A 13558-nucleotide genomic window follows, 5' to 3' on the forward strand; every position below is an offset into this window, starting at 1 on the left:
CTGGACGGCGCGCTCTCAGAGCGCGTCGTCCAGCCCCTGTTCGATCACGTACCTGACCAGCTCGACCCGGTTGTGCAGTTGGAGCTTGCCGAGGGTGTTCTGCACGTGGTTCTGCACCGTGCGGTGGGAGAGCACCAGGCGGTCGGCGATCTGACGGTACGACAGCCCCTTGGCGACCAGCCGGAGCACCTCGGTCTCCCGGGCGGTCAGCTGCGGGGCCGAGGGAGCGGACGGGCCGGTGGCCAGGCGGCGGAACTCGCCGAGCACCAGGCCGGCCAGGCCCGGGGTGAAGACCGGGTCGCCGAGGGCGGTGCGGCGGACGGCGTCGATCAGTTCGTCCCGGTGGGCGGACTTGACCAGGTAGCCGGTGGCGCCGGACTTCACCGCCTCCAGTACGTCGGCGTGCTCGCCGCTGGCGGAGAGCACCAGCACCCGGACGGTCGGGTCCTGGGCGACGGCCTGGCGGCAGACCTCGACGCCGGGCAGGGTGGGCAGGTTGAGGTCGAGCACGATCACCTGGGGGGTGCTGGCCCGGGCCCGGCGGACCGCCTCCTCGCCGTCCCCGGCGGTGGCCACCACGTCGAAGCCGGCCTCGGCCAGGTCCCGGGAGACCGCCTCGCGCCACATCGGGTGGTCGTCGACCACCATGATCCGTACCTGACCGTCCATCAGCCCTCCGGTCTCTCTGGGGTGTCATCGCCGAAGCGGCGGGTGCGGGGCACCCGGAGTTCGATCTCGACGCCCTCGCCAGGGGCGGAGTACAGCTCGGCGGTGCCGCCGAGGTCGAGCAGCCGGCCCCGGATGGACTGTGAGACGCCGAGCCGGCCGGCCCGCTCCGCCTCGGCCAGCCGCCCGGCCGGGTAGCCGGGGCCGTCGTCGCGGATGCTCACGGTGACTGCCTCCGGTTCGTCCTCGACCAGGATCCAGGCCCGGGCCGACCCGCCCGCGTGGCGGCGGACGTTGTCCACGGCGGCGCCGACGGCGGCGGACAGCTCGGTGGCGACCTGACTGGGCAGCTGCACGGGGGTGGCCGGGGCGGAGAGGGTGATCCGCTCGTCGGTGTACGGGCCGAGCAGGGGCAGCAGGTCCTGCTCGCCGTCCTCGCCGGGGCCGGGCTGACTGCCCGTCATCAGTGTGCGCAGGGCGCGCTCCTGCTCGCCCGCCAGCCGGCTCAGCTCGCCGAGGTCGCCCTCACGGCGCTGGACCAGTGCGAGCACCTGGAGCACCCCGTCGTGGATGTCCCGGGAGAGCCGCTCGCGCTCCCGGGTGGCGGCCTCGACCTGGAGCGCCCTGGTGAGGGCGGCCTCGCTGGCCCGGGCCAGTTCGATCACGTAGCCGATGGCGCAGCCCGCGACCATCAGCAGCACGATGTTGTGCAGGTTGTCCGGGGTGATCCCGCCGTGCCCGGCGATGTTGGCCACCCCGACCACCGCCCCGGCGAAGGCCGCCCAGCGCCAGCCGCCCTTGCCCGCGAAACCGAGCACGGTGCCGGCCGCCCAGATGGTCGGCAGGGTCGGGGCGCCCGCGTGGATCCGGGCGGCGGTGTCGATCACGCCGCTCATCACGATGCCGGTCACCGCGAAGCTCAGGTCGGTGCCCAGCACGTACCAGGTGCAGCGCTGCGGACCGGCGAAGGCCCGGGAGCTGGCCAGCGTCCAGAGGGTGAGCGCGCCGAGGAAGATCCAGCCGGAGACCGGGTGCAGGAAGTCGTGGAACGAGCCGACGTAGCGGAGCACCGCGTAGGCCAGGGCCATCACGCGGAAGAAGGAGATGGCCCGCCAGAGCGGCATCTCCACCGACATGCCCCCGGCGGCCACCGTGCCGCCATACCCCGGCCGGTGATCGGCCATCGTCCCCCCTCGGTCGGCCGACTACTCGGCCGTGGCGTCCTTCTCGGCCTGCGCGGCGGCCTCGGCCTCGGCGGCCTTCTTCTCGGCCTCCTGCTGGGCCTTGATCGCCTTCTGCTCGGCCTTGCGCTCCGCGTCGGTGCGCTTCTTGTCCTCGGCCATCTGGCGCTTGGCGGCGGTCGCGTAGATGTCGACGTACTCCTGGCCGGACAGCCGCATGATCTCGTACATCACCTCGTCCGTCACGGAGCGGAGGATGAAGCGGTCGTTCTCCATGCCGTGGTAGCGGGAGAAGTCGAGCGGGCGGCCGATCCTGATGCCGGGGCGGACGCCGAAGTTCGGCACCACCTGGCCGGGCGGCTGGACCTTCTCGGTGTCGATCATCGCGACCGGGATCACCGGCGCGCCGGTGGCCAGCGCGACCCGGGCCAGGCCGCCGACCTTGCCCCGGTAGAGCTTGCCGTCGGGGGAGCGGGTGCCCTCGGGGTAGACCCCGAACAGCTCGCCCCGCTCGATCACCGCGACGGCGCTGCGGATCGCGGCCTCACCGGCGCCCCGGACACCCGAGCGGTCCACCGGGAGCTGGCCGACGCCCTTGAAGAAGGCGGCGGTCAGCTTGCCCTTGATGCCGGGGGTGTTGAAGTACTCCGCCTTGGCGATGAAGGTCACCCGACGCTTCATCAGGGCAGGCAGGAAGAACGAGTCCGAGAACGACAGGTGGTTGCTCGCGATGATCGCGGGGCCGTCGTCGGGGATGTTGTCGGCACCCTCGATCCAAGGCCGGAAGAAGATCCGCAGCAGCGGTGCGACGATCATCTTCATCAGTCGGTAGAACAACCGGGGCCTCCTGTTGTGCGGACCGGTCGATCCTAATGCTTCCGGCCGGTCCCGCAGCACCGGCGGGGCTGTACGAGTCGCCGCCGACCATGGGACGATTCGCCTGCCCGTGCCAGAAGTCGCCACCAGAGCCCGCCGCCGACGCCCCGTCAGGGCCCGGGCGGCTCCGCACCGCGAAGGAGTCCGCTGATGCCGTTGCTGCCCGGAGCCGAGCCGTTCCGTCACCAGGGGGGCCGGACCGGCGTGCTGTTCGTGCACGGCTTCACCGGCTCGCCGCAGTCGCTCCGGCCCTGGGCGGAGGAGTTCGCCGCCGCCGGGTACTCGGTCTCGGTGCCGCTGCTCCCCGGCCACGGCACCCGCTGGCAGGACATGCAGCTGACCCGCTGGGAGGACTGGTACGCCGAGGTCGAGCGGGCGTTCAAGGAACTGGCCGCCGAGTGCGACCAGGTCTTCGTCTGCGCCCTCTCGATGGGCGGCGCGCTCGCCCTGCGGCTGACCGCCCGGCAGGGTGCGGCGGTGGCCGGACTGGTGCTCGTCAACCCGTCCGTGCGTTCCGACAACCCCGCAAGTGTGCTGTTGCCGGTGATCCGGCACCTCGTCCCGAGCCTGGCCGGGGTGGCGAACGACATCGCCAAGCCCGGCTCGTACGAGCTCGGCTACGACCGGACGCCGCTGCATGCCGCCTGGTCACTGGCCCGGCTGTGGAAGACCGTGCAGGCCGAGCTGCCCGACGTACGCCGGCCGGTGCTGCTGCTGCACAGTCCGCAGGACCACGTGGTCTCCCCGGCCAACTCCGAGTTGGTGCTGGCCCGGATATCCTCGACCGATGTGACCGAGCTGCTCTGCGAGCGCAGCTACCACGTGGCCACGCTGGATCACGACGCCGGACTGATCGTCGAGGCAAGCCTCGACTTCGTCCGGCGGCTGACCCCGGCGGCCCACGCGGAGGCGAGTGCCGTGGACGCGAGCGCCGAGGACCACCTGGGCTGAAGGGCCGGCAGTGCAGATGAACAACACCGCGGGCGACGACGAGGAACTGCCCCTGGACGGCCAGGCCAAGCCTGAGCCGACGGGGGCTTCCGACGCGCCCGCGCGCCGCCCGGTGGGGGGCAGCCAGGCCGAGCAGGACGCGATCTTCGCCGCTCTGGTGGCGCAGTTCGACGACCCGGTCGACCTCAACAACCCGGAGTGGCCGGAGATCGAGAACCTCCGGGCCAAGGAGGTCCGACGCGCGCCGAAGGGCGAGCTGGACGACCTCGCCCCGCAGCCCCGGCCCCGCCCGGCCGCCGGTGCCGTCGGCGATCCCCGGGCCTACGTGGCCGCCGAGGACCCGGACGAGGGCCACTTCGTCCCGCCGGAGCCGCCGCCGCTGCCGCCGATGGACACCACCGCCCGGTTCGCCTGGCTCGCGGTGCTCGGCGGCCCGGCGCTGCTGCTGTTCGACGTGCTGGTCTGGCGCGAGGTCTCCGGCTGGCCGGCCTGGGTCGGCGTCAGCGCCTTCCTCGGCGGCTTCGTGACGCTGGTGGCCCGGATGAAGGACCGCGACGAGGACGAGCCGGAGGACCCGCACGGCGGGGCCGTGGTCTGACGTCCGGTCAGGCCGGCGCCCCGCGGTGGTCGCGGTTCCGGCTGAGCTTGGAGAGTTTGGCCAGCAGCAGGACCAGCCCCGCCGCACAGCCCACCGCGCCCCAGGCCGGCAGGGTCAGGGTCGCGGGCAGCAGCAGGCCGGGCGTCAGCACCAGGCACGGCAGGTACCAGCGCAGCACGGTACCGAGGCCGTCGCCGTAGCGCAGTGAGATGGCGGCGTTGGCGGTGTAGAAGGCCAGCACCCCGCCGCAGAGCGCCCAGCGGGCGCCGGGCGGCAGGTGGTGGTCCGGCTCGGCGACGGCGGTGCCGAGTGCGGCGGCGATCACCGTGATGCCGGAGACCAGCACGAACGGCAGGTACATCACGGTGTCCCTGATCGCCCGGACGGCGTGGCCGCGCTGGGCCCGGGTCAGGCCCCGGGCGGCGCTGCCGGTGCCCCAGGTGAAGAAGATCAGCGCGAGCTCGGCGGCCACCAGGAAGCCGAACAGGGCGGCCGCCGCGGACGGTCCGGTGAAGTGTTCGGCGAGTGCGGCGACCGTGGTGAAGACGCTCTCGCCGAGCACGATGACCACGAACAGGCCGATCCGCTCGACCAGGTGCTCGACCGTCAGCCGGTCGTAGAAGCCCTCGGTCATCCCGCTCTGCACCACCAGCAGCACGATCTCCAGGGCCATCGCCGCACCCCACAGCACGAACCGCCAGGGGTTGGGCACCGCCGCCGAGACCGCCCAGACCAGCGCGGGCACCAGGCAGTAGAGCATCGGCCGCCAGAGCGGCAGCGGGCTGCCCGGCTCCCGGGCCCGGCCGAACCAGAGCACGAAGAACAGCAGCCGGATCCAGGCGGCGCCGAGCGCGTACGCCCAGGCCCGGTCGCCCAGGCCCTCGGGGGAGGCTGCCGCCATCAGGCCGAGGGCGGGCATCGCGGCGAGCAGGACGGTCCTGACCCGGCCGCTGCCGGAGCCGAAGACGTTCACGGTCACCATCAGGTTGGCCCAGGCCCACCAGGCCGGGAAGAACAGCACCAGGAAGGTCCAGAAGTCCTTCGGTCCGGGATCACCGTGCAGGCCGTGCGCCAGCACACTGACCGTCACCACGAAGACCAGGTCGAAGAAGAGCTCGAACCAGCCTGCCCGGCGATCGTCCTGCGCTGCCACCGCTTCGCTCATCCGCCCACTCTGCGGACCACCCGCCCGGTCGGGGCGGCAGGCGCACGGGTGGCGCCGGGGGAATGACCCGTCCAGAGGCGTCCCGTACTGACGGTTGGTCAGTTCGGTTGCCGGCAGGACGAATTCGGAAGATCACGGAGTGGACACGGGGAAGGGACTTCACTACGGTCTGAGGACAAACCTATATTCCGGATTATCGCCTCAACGGGTTAGTCCAGTAGGAAGAAGGAGCACCTCCCTTGACTTCCCACCGCCGTCCCAAGCAGTCGAGCCGTGCATGCGTCTCCGTGTTGACCGCCGCCGCAGCGACCGCGGTCGCGCTGTCGGCGCAGGCGGGTGCGTACGCGGCGCCGGCCAAGCCGAGCAAGGACGAGGTCAAGGTCCAGGTCGACCAGCTCTACGCCGAGCAGGAGCAGGCTGCGGAGCGGTTCAACGGTGCCAAGGAGCGGACCGAGCAGCTGCGCAAGCAGGCCGATCAGCTGCAGGACCAGGTGGCTCGTGGCCAGGAGCAGATGACGCAGCTTCAGGGCGGCTTGGCGGCGGTGGCGGCGCAGGAGTACCGCGACGGCGGGGTGGATCCGTCGGTCGCGTTGATGCTCTCCTCCGACCCGGAGAACTACCTGACCAAGGCGTCCAGTGTCGACCAGGTGAACCAGACCCAGACGCAGACCCTGAAGTCGCTGCAGGACCAGCAGCGCCGCCTCGANACCTGACCAAGGCGTCCAGTGTCGACCAGGTGAACCAGACCCAGACGCAGACCCTGAAGTCGCTGCAGGACCAGCAGCGCCGCCTCGACCAGCAGAAGCAGGAGGCGGCGGCCGTCCTGGCCGAGCTGGACCGCAACACCCAGGTGCTGAACGACGCAAAGGGCGAGGTGCAGAAGAAGCTCGGCGAGGCCCAGCGGCTGCTCAACCAGCTCAGTGCCGTGGACCGGGCAGCGATCCAGCGCGACACCGACGGCGCCGGCGGCGCCGCCTCGCGCAGCTCCTCCCGGATCGACCCCTCGACCCTGCCCCCGGCCAGCGGCTACGCCGCGATCGCGGTGAAGACCGCGCTCGACCAGCAGGGCGACCCGTACAAGTGGGGCGCCACCGGCCCGGACACCTTCGACTGCTCCGGCCTCATGGTGTACGCGTACGCGAAGGCCGGAGTCTCGCTGCCGCGCACCTCGCAGGATCAGGGCAACGTGGGCACCAACGTGGGCACCGACTGGCGCAACGCCCTGCCGGGCGACCTGGTGGTCTACCACTCCGACCGGCACCACGTCGGGATGTACATCGGCAACGGCCTGGTGGTGCACGCGCCGCGCGCGGGTGACGTGGTGAAGACGATGAAGGCCGACGCCATTCAGATCTCCACCATCCGCCGGGTCTGAGAACGGCTAGCCGGGCGGCAGCCGGAGGACGGCGAGCAGCGGCAGGTGGTCGGTGGCGGCCAGCAGGTCGGCCGGAGCCACGCCCGGGAGTTCGTGCGGGACGCCGCAGGCGAGCACGGTGACGCCGGGGGAGGCGAAGACGGCGTCGATCCGCTGGTACGGATTCGACGGCACCGAGGTGTTGGTGCCGCCCCAGGGCGCCACCACGTGGCCGTCCTGGTAGGCCGCGGCGAGGCGCTGCCAGCCGGGGCCGTCCGGGTGCTCGTTGAAGTCACCCGCGATCAGGGCGAGTTCGCCGTCCTCGGCCTGGCCGGGGAGCAACGCGAACTGCCGCAGCCGTTCGTCCTGGTCCAGGCTGAGGTGACAGCTGGTCAGCACGAACGGTGCCGAGCGGCCGATCCTGACCTTCGCGGTGGCGAAGCCCCGGGCGTGCAGGCCCCGGGTCTTCGGCAGCAGCCTGTCCCGGGTCTCCAGCACGTCCACCGCCAGCCGCCCGAGCAGCAGCGGCCCGGCGGCGATCCGGCCGCCACCGGACAGGATCACCGTGCCGGTCCGCCGGGCCAGCCAGGCGGCCTGGCCCTCGGGCCGCCAGTACCGGGGCGACTCCTGGATGCAGACCAGGTCGGGGCGGCAGGCCCGGATCACCCGGACCAGCGCCTCGCGGTCGTCCCGCAGCGAACGGACGTTGTAACTGAGCAGCCGGACCACCTGCGCCCCGTCGGGCTCGGTTCCGGACACGGGCAGCTGGGTCACGTCGTAGATCGTAGATGACCCACCGTCAGAAAGCGGGCCGTTCGCGGGTGTCGAGGTCGGCGCGGCCCGCCATCGCCGAGGAGGCCTCGGCGTGGAAGCGGCGCGGGATGCGGCCGGCCCGGAAGGCCAGCCGGCCCGCCTCGGTGGCGCGGCGCATCGCGTCGGCCATCAGCACCGGCTCCTGGGCCCGGGTGACGGCGGAGGCCAGCATCACCGCCGAGCAGCCCAGCTCCATCGCCAGCGCCACGTCGGAGGCGGTGCCCGCGCCCGCGTCCAGGATCACCGGGACGCCCGCGCTCGCCACGATCAGCTGGAAGTTGTGCGGGTTGCGGATGCCCAGACCGGAGCCGATCGGCGAGCCGAGCGGCATGATCGCCGCGCAGCCGACGTCCTCCAGCTTGCGGGCCAGCACCGGGTCGTCGTTGGTGTACGGGAGCACCGTGAAGCCGTCGTCGACCAGGGTCTCGGCGGCGTCCAGCAGCTCGATCGGGTCGGGCAGCAGGGTCCGTTCGTCGGCGATCACCTCCAGCTTCACCCAGTCGGTGCCGAGCGCCTCGCGGGCCAGCCGGGCGGTCAGCACCGCCTCCCCCGCGGTGTAGCAGCCGGCCGTGTTGGGCAGCACCCGGATGTTGTTGCGGGTCAGTACGTCCAGCACCGAGCCCTGGGTGCCCGGGTCGACCCGGCGCATCGCGACGGTGGTCAGCTCGGTGCCGGAGACCCGGAGCGCCTGCTCCAGGATCTCCAGGCTGGGGGCACCGCCGGTGCCCATGATCAGCCGGGAGTCGAAGGTGACCCCGGCGATGGTGAGGGTGTCGTCGGCCATACCGGTCAGCCTCCCTGGACTGCGGTGAGGATCTCGACCCGGTCGCCCGCGTCGAGTGCGGTGGTCTCCCAGGCGGAGCGTGGCACCACGGCCTCGTTCAGCGCGGCGGCCACGCCGGTGGGAGCGGTGCTCAGGGTGGCGACCAGCTCGGCCAGGGTGGTGCTCGGGGACACCTGGCGGGGGGTGCCGTTGACGGTCAGCGTCAGCTCGTTCATATCGTTCATGGCGTTCATGCGGCGGCCTTCGGGGTGAAGCGGCTGGGGGAGAACGGGGCGGCCAGGGCCGGTACGGCGCCGGTGGCCAGGTGCTCGGCGATCAGGTCGGCGGTCACCGGGGTGAGCAGCACGCCGTTGCGGTAGTGGCCGGTGGCGGCCACCAGTCCTGGTAGCGCGGTCGGGCCGAGCAGCGGGGCGTTGTCCGGCGACCCCGGCCGCAGGCCCGCACCGGTCTCCACCAGCGGCAGCTCGGTCAGCCCGGGGACCAGCTCGTGCGCGTCCCGGAGCAGTTCGTAGACCCCGCCCGCCGTGACGGTGGTGTCGTAGCCCTGCTCCTCGCTGGTCGCGCCGATCACCAGCTCGCCGTCGGCCCGCGGCACCAGGTAGATGTGCTGCCCGCGCACCACGGCCCGGACGTTGCGGGACAGGAACGGCGCGTACCGCTCCGGCACCCGCAGCCGCAGCACCTGCCCCTTCACCGGGCGGATCGGCGGCAGCACCCCGGTGGGCAGCCCGGGCAGCAGGTGGCTCTGCGCGCCCGCCGCCAGCACCAGCTGAGCGGCCGTCAGCCGCTCACCGGTGCTCAGCCGGACGCCGGTGGCCCGGTCCTGCTCGACCAGCAGCCCGGTGACCGAGGCCCGGTGCAGCGTGACGCCGGAGCGTTCGCAGGCCAGCACCAGGGCGGCGGCCAGCCGTCGGCCGTCCACCTGGTGGTCGCCGGTCACGTGCAGGCCGCCCCGGACGCCCGGGGCCAGCATCGGCTCGAGCCTGCGGCACTCGCGGCCGTTCAGCCAGTGCGACTCCAGGCCGAGCCGTTGCTGGAACTCGTGCAGCTCGCGCAGCTCGGCCCGGTCGTCGGAGTCCAGCGCGACGGCCAGCGTGCCGGTCTCCCGGTAGCCGGTGTCCAGCTCGGTCAGGTCGGCCAGCTCGGCGACGAAGTCGCGGTAGCGGTCGTTGGAGGCCATGCCCAGGCGGAGCAGCGGCTCCTCGCCGTACTGCAGCTCGGTGACCGGGGCCAGCATGCCGGCCGCGACCTGGGCCGCCCCCCGCCCGTGCTCCGGGTCCACCACGGTGACCTGCAGCCCGCGCTGGGCGGTCCGCCAGGCGACCGCGAGGCCGATGATGCCGCCGCCGATGACCAGGACATCGCTCTCGGTGCGTGTCAAAGTACTTCGCTCTCCCTTCGCCGGTATGACCCGGATCAGGTTCGGACGGTCGCAGGCTGCCCCAGCCCGCCTCTCAGCCCGGTGCACCGGGCTCCCGTGTAACGGCACCCACCATAGCCCCGGCCCCGGGGCAGCCCGAAGACCACTGTTCGAGGGGTGGACGACTCCGGTGGGTAGGGTGACCGACGTGGCAGAGCTGACGGGTGGACAGATGATCGTGGTCGGCAGCGGCATGGCGGGCGCGCAGACCGCGCTGGCCCTGCGGCAGGGGGGCTGGGCCGGGCCGATCAGGCTGCTCGGCGCGGAGCGCGAGCTGCCGTACGACCGGCCGCCGCTCTCCAAGGACGTGCTGCTCGGGCAGCGCGACAGCACCACGCTGGACATCGACTGGGCGGGTGTCGACCTGATGCCGGGTTGGCGGGCCACCGGGCTGCGCCACCGGCGCCAAGCCGGTCACCCTGCCCGGCGCCCGGACGCTGCGCACCCTCGAGGACGCGCTGGCGCTGCGCGCGAGCCTGCGGCCCGGGCGGCACCTGGTGCTGGTCGGCGCGGGCTGGATCGGCGCCGAGACCGCGACGGTGGCCCGGCAGCTCGGCTGCGAGGTGACGGTGGTCGAGGCCGCCGCGACGCCGCTGGCCGGAGCGCTGCCCGCCGAACTCGGCGGCCTGATGACGCGGTGGTACGCGGACGCCGGGGTGGAGCTGCGCTGCGGGGTCGGGGTGGCGGCGGTCGAGCCGGGCGCGGTGCTGCTGGCCGACGGCACCGAGCTGGCCGCCGACGAGGTGGTGGTCGGCATCGGCGCCCGCCCCGCCACCGGCGCCAAGCCGGTCACCCTGCCCGGCGCCCGGACGCTGCGCACCCTCGAGGACGCGCTGGCGCTGCGCGCGAGCCTGCGGCCCGGGCGGCNGCTGGCGGGCTCGCCGGTGGAGCTGGACCGGGCCGGGGCGGTCCTGACGGACGATCAGCTGCGCACCTCGCTGCCCGGGGTCTGGGCGGCGGGCGACTGCGTCTCGTACCCGTCGGCCCGGCTGGGCACCCGGGTGAACGTCCAGCACTGGGACCACGCGCTGCAGTCCGGGCGGGCGGTGGCGGCCTCGGTGCTCGGGGCGGGCACGCGGTACGACCCGGTGCCGTACTTCTGGTCGGAGCAGTTCGGGCGGATGGTGCAGTACGCCGGGCGGCACGCCGAGACCGACCTGATGCTCTGGCGCGGCTCGGCCGAGGACCCGGCCTGGACGGTGCTCTGGCTCCGGGACGGGCGGCTGACCGGGCTGCTCTCGGTGGACCGGCCGCGCGACGTCAACCAGGCCAAGAAGCTGATCGAGCGCGGCGTCGTACTGGACCCGGCGGCGGCCGCCGACCCGTCGGTGCAGCTGAAGGCGGCGGTCGGCCCGAACGCGCTGTGAGATTCTGGTGCCGTGAGCGAGATGACGTCAGAGAAGATCGAAGCCCTTGTCCCCGCGTGGATGTACCTGCCCGACATCAGTGAGCAGTGGGGTGTCCCCGTCACCGAGGTCCGCGACATGGTGAAGTCCGGAAAGCTGATCGCGGTCCGCCGCGGTCCGAACAAGTCCCTCCAGGTGCCCGCCGCCTTCATCGACGGTCCCGGCCTGGTCAAGCACCTCTCCGGCACGCTGACCCTGCTGCGGGACGCCCAGTTCTCCGACGAGGAGGTGCTGGAGTGGATGTTCACCGAGCAGCCCTCGCTGCCCGGCAGCCCGATCCAAGCCCTGTGCGAGAACCGTGCCACCGAGGTCAAGCGCCGTGCCCAGGCGGAGCTGATCTGATGACGGACGCCCGCACGCGGCTGGCCGACGCCCGGCTGTACCTGTGCACCGACGCCCGCCGCGAGCAGGGCGACCTGCCGGAGTTCCTCGACGCCGTGCTGGCCAACGGGGTGGACATCGTCCAGCTCCGGGACAAGGGCCTGGAGGCGAAGCAGGAGCTGGAGTACCTGGAGGTCTTCGCCGACGCCGCCCGCCGGCACGGCAAGCTCTTCTCGGTGAACGACCGGGCCGACGTCGCGCACGCGGCCCGTCCCGACGTCCTGCACCTCGGCCAGGACGACCTGCCGGTGCCCGCCGCCCGGGCGATCCTCGGCGAGGACGTGATCTTCGGCCGGTCCTGCCACGCCGAGTCCGAGGTCGACGCAGCCGTCGCCGAGCCGGGCGTCGACTACTTCTGCACCGGCCCCGTCTGGCCCACCCCCACCAAGCCCGGCCGCCACGCCCCCGGCCTCGACCTGGTCTCGTACGCGGCCAAGGCCGTGACGGACCGCCCGTGGTTCGCGATCGGCGGCATTGACCTGGGGAACCTGGACCAGGTGCTCGCTGCGGGTGCCACCCGCGTGGTCGTGGTCCGCGCCATCACCGCCGCCGCCGACCCGGGCGCAGCCGCAGCCGAACTGGCCCGGCGCCTACGAGCCTGATCCGTCACGCTCAGGACTGACACCCCCCGCGTGCCCGCGCACACCTTCCGTCCCTGACTGGTAGTCATGGGGCAGCCACCGGCTGTCGGCCGAGAGGTCCGACCCGAGCACGGAAGGTGCGGCACGTGACACTTCTGCCAAGTGAGGTCGTGGTGGCGCCACCACGCGGGCCGCGTCGGGGGCGGGCGGGCCGGGGCCAGGTGCTGGTCTCGTGGCTGACGACCACCGATCACAAGAAGATCGGCACCCTGTACCTGGTCACCTCGTTCGCGTTCTTCCTGGCGGCCGGGCTGATGGCGATGGTGATGCGGGCGGAGCTCGCCCGGCCGGGCCTGCAGCTGGTGTCGAACGAGCAGTTCAACCAGCTGTTCACGATGCACGGTACGGCGATGCTGCTGATGTTCGCGACGCCGTTGTTCGCCGGTTTCGCGAACTGGATCATGCCACTGCAGATCGGCTCCCCCGACGTGGCGTTCCCCCGGCTGAACATGTTCGCCTACTGGCTCTACCTGTTCGGCTCGCTGATCGCCATGGCCGGCTTCCTGACGCCGAACGGTGCGGCGGATTTCGGCTGGTTCGCCTACGCGCCGCTGAACAGCGCGGTCCGTTCGCCGGGTATCGGCGCCGACATGTGGTTCATCACCACCATCATCTGCATGCGCGCGCCCGGCATGACGATGTTCCGGATGTCGATCTTCGTCTGGAACGTCCTGCTGACCGCCGTGCTGGTGCTACTGGCGTTCCCCGTCCTGGCCGCCGCACTGCTGGCCCTTGAGTCGGACCGTCAGTTCGGTTCGCACGTCTTCGACGCGGCCAACGGCGGGGCGCTGCTCTGGCAGCACCTGTTCTGGTTCTTCGGTCACCCCGAGGTGTACATCATCGCGCTGCCGTTCTTCGGCATCGTCTCCGAGGTCATCCCGGTCTTCAGCCGCAAGCCGATCTTCGGCTACACCGGCCTGATCGCCGCCACCATCGCGATCGCCGGCCTGTCGGTGACGGTGTGGGCGCACCACATGTTCGTCAGCGGGCAGGTGCTGTTGCCGTTCTTCTCGTTCATGACCTTCCTGATCGCGGTCCCGACCGGTGTCAAGTTCTTCAACTGGATCGGCACCATGTGGAGCGGTTCACTGAGCTTCGAGACCCCGATGCTCTGGTCGATGGGCTTCCTGGTGACCTTCCTGTTCGGTGGTCTGACGGGCGTTCTGCTCGCCTCCCCGCCGATCGACTTCCACGTCTCGGACTCCTACTTCGTCGTCGCCCATTTCCACTACGTGGTGTTCGGCACCGTGGTGTTCGCGATGTTCGCCGGCTTCCACTTCTGGTGGCCGAAGATGACCGGCAAGATGCTCGACGAGCGCCTT

General features: G+C 72.1%; 13 protein-coding genes, 4 pseudogenes and 1 riboswitch. Of the genes and pseudogenes, 9 read left to right on the top strand and 8 right to left on the bottom strand.

Translation table 11 applies throughout. The features are described from left to right. Positions 1 to 15 precede the first annotated feature (15 nt). From ASC99_RS17495 to ASC99_RS17505, 3 genes are read right to left on the bottom strand one after another with little or no spacing between them, the layout of a single operon-like run. Positions 16 to 669: a response regulator transcription factor gene (locus ASC99_RS17495; protein WP_057233035.1), complete on the bottom strand. Its 654-nt coding sequence runs from the start codon at positions 667 to 669 to the stop codon at positions 16 to 18. Continuing rightward, the gene (gene macS, locus ASC99_RS17500) at positions 669 to 1850 is read right to left on the bottom strand and encodes a MacS family sensor histidine kinase (RefSeq protein ID WP_235502530.1); all 1182 of its coding nucleotides are present in this window, start codon (positions 1848 to 1850) and stop codon (positions 669 to 671) included. The genes ASC99_RS17495 and macS overlap by 1 nt, the downstream gene beginning before the upstream one ends. Positions 1851 to 1871: 21 nt before the next feature. After that, complete coding sequence (locus tag ASC99_RS17505) at positions 1872 to 2684, bottom strand: 1-acyl-sn-glycerol-3-phosphate acyltransferase (protein WP_057233036.1); 813 nt, start codon at positions 2682 to 2684, stop codon at positions 1872 to 1874. 189 nt (positions 2685 to 2873) lie between these two features. Here ASC99_RS17505 and ASC99_RS17510 point away from each other — a divergent pair, with 189 nt between their 5' ends. Further along, entirely contained in the window at positions 2874 to 3674 is an 801-nt protein-coding gene (locus ASC99_RS17510; protein WP_057233037.1) for a carboxylesterase, read from the top strand. A 16-nt stretch (positions 3675 to 3690) separates the two neighbouring features. Continuing rightward, positions 3691 to 4272 (top strand): hypothetical protein, encoded by a 582-nt coding sequence (locus ASC99_RS17515; RefSeq protein WP_057240935.1) that lies wholly within the window; start codon positions 3691 to 3693, stop codon positions 4270 to 4272. Positions 4273 to 4279: 7 nt separating this feature from the next. Here the strand turns inward: ASC99_RS17515 and ASC99_RS17520 are convergent, their stop codons facing one another. Continuing rightward, positions 4280 to 5437: a low temperature requirement protein A gene (locus tag ASC99_RS17520; RefSeq protein WP_057233039.1), complete on the bottom strand. Its 1158-nt coding sequence runs from the start codon at positions 5435 to 5437 to the stop codon at positions 4280 to 4282. Between the two features lie 239 nt (positions 5438 to 5676). Between ASC99_RS17520 and ASC99_RS40605 the strand changes: the two are divergent. Together ASC99_RS40605 and ASC99_RS40610 are read left to right on the top strand one after the other, a co-directional pair. Further along, positions 5677 to 6143 (top strand): annotated as a pseudogene (locus ASC99_RS40605) (coiled-coil domain-containing protein); the annotation flags it as partial. 1 nt (position 6144) lies between these two features. Beyond that, positions 6145 to 6812, top strand: a pseudogene (locus ASC99_RS40610) (C40 family peptidase); the annotation flags it as partial. Positions 6813 to 6818: 6 nt separating this feature from the next. Here the strand turns inward: ASC99_RS40610 and ASC99_RS17535 are convergent. The 4 genes from ASC99_RS17535 to thiO all read right to left on the bottom strand — a co-directional run bounded on the left by ASC99_RS17535 (position 6819) and on the right by thiO (position 9769). Beyond that, entirely contained in the window at positions 6819 to 7565 is a 747-nt protein-coding gene (locus tag ASC99_RS17535; RefSeq protein WP_200948346.1) for an endonuclease/exonuclease/phosphatase family protein, read from the bottom strand. A 25-nt stretch (positions 7566 to 7590) separates the two neighbouring features. Beyond that, the gene (locus ASC99_RS17540; RefSeq protein WP_057233043.1) at positions 7591 to 8388 is read right to left on the bottom strand and encodes a thiazole synthase; all 798 of its coding nucleotides are present in this window, start codon (positions 8386 to 8388) and stop codon (positions 7591 to 7593) included. 5 nt (positions 8389 to 8393) lie between these two features. After that, complete coding sequence (thiS, locus tag ASC99_RS17545; RefSeq protein ID WP_200948350.1) at positions 8394 to 8612, bottom strand: sulfur carrier protein ThiS; 219 nt, start codon at positions 8610 to 8612, stop codon at positions 8394 to 8396. Between the two features lie 5 nt (positions 8613 to 8617). Further along, positions 8618 to 9769, bottom strand: coding sequence for a glycine oxidase ThiO (thiO, locus tag ASC99_RS17550; RefSeq protein WP_057233044.1), 1152 nt, complete (start codon positions 9767 to 9769; stop codon positions 8618 to 8620). Continuing rightward, positions 9766 to 9877: riboswitch (TPP riboswitch) on the bottom strand. Its footprint overlaps the gene before it by 4 nt. Before the next feature lie 103 nt (positions 9878 to 9980). Between thiO and ASC99_RS40615 the strand changes: the two are divergent. The 5 genes and pseudogenes from ASC99_RS40615 to ASC99_RS17570 all read left to right on the top strand — a co-directional run. Further along, a pseudogene (locus ASC99_RS40615) lies at positions 9981 to 10675 on the top strand (NAD(P)/FAD-dependent oxidoreductase); the annotation flags it as partial. Between the two features lies 1 nt (position 10676). After that, positions 10677 to 11175 (top strand): annotated as a pseudogene (locus ASC99_RS40620) (oxidoreductase C-terminal domain-containing protein); the annotation flags it as partial. Positions 11176 to 11196: 21 nt separating this feature from the next. Continuing rightward, positions 11197 to 11556 (top strand): Rv2175c family DNA-binding protein, encoded by a 360-nt coding sequence (locus tag ASC99_RS17560; protein ID WP_057233117.1) that lies wholly within the window; start codon positions 11197 to 11199, stop codon positions 11554 to 11556. Continuing rightward, positions 11556 to 12197, top strand: a complete 642-nt coding sequence (thiE, locus tag ASC99_RS17565) for a thiamine phosphate synthase (RefSeq protein ID WP_057233045.1) — start codon at positions 11556 to 11558, stop codon at positions 12195 to 12197. The genes ASC99_RS17560 and thiE overlap by 1 nt, the downstream gene beginning before the upstream one ends. A 149-nt stretch (positions 12198 to 12346) precedes the next feature. After that, a partial coding sequence (locus ASC99_RS17570) for a cbb3-type cytochrome c oxidase subunit I (protein WP_235583053.1) occupies positions 12347 to 13558 on the top strand: 1212 nt, incomplete at its 3' end.

The organism is Kitasatospora sp. Root107 (assembly GCF_001424875.1).
Lineage (GTDB): Bacteria > Actinomycetota > Actinomycetes > Streptomycetales > Streptomycetaceae > Kitasatospora.

Bases quoted from the DNA above. Each gene is read 5' to 3' on its own strand.
- thiE (WP_057233045.1), top strand. From the start codon at position 11,556: ATGACGGACGCCCGCACGCGGCTGGCCGACGCCCGGCTGTACCTGTGC.
- ASC99_RS17495 (WP_057233035.1), bottom strand. From the start codon at position 669: ATGGACGGTCAGGTACGGATCATGGTGGTCGACGACCACCCGATGTGG.
- ASC99_RS17510 (WP_057233037.1), top strand. From the start codon at position 2,874: ATGCCGTTGCTGCCCGGAGCCGAGCCGTTCCGTCACCAGGGGGGCCGG.
- ASC99_RS17515 (WP_057240935.1), top strand. From the start codon at position 3,691: ATGAACAACACCGCGGGCGACGACGAGGAACTGCCCCTGGACGGCCAG.
- macS (WP_235502530.1), bottom strand. From the start codon at position 1,850: ATGGCCGATCACCGGCCGGGGTATGGCGGCACGGTGGCCGCCGGGGGC.
- thiS (WP_200948350.1), bottom strand. From the start codon at position 8,612: ATGAACGATATGAACGAGCTGACGCTGACCGTCAACGGCACCCCCCGC.
- ASC99_RS17540 (WP_057233043.1), bottom strand. From the start codon at position 8,388: ATGGCCGACGACACCCTCACCATCGCCGGGGTCACCTTCGACTCCCGG.
- ASC99_RS17520 (WP_057233039.1), bottom strand. From the start codon at position 5,437: ATGAGCGAAGCGGTGGCAGCGCAGGACGATCGCCGGGCAGGCTGGTTC.
- ASC99_RS17560 (WP_057233117.1), top strand. From the start codon at position 11,197: ATGACGTCAGAGAAGATCGAAGCCCTTGTCCCCGCGTGGATGTACCTG.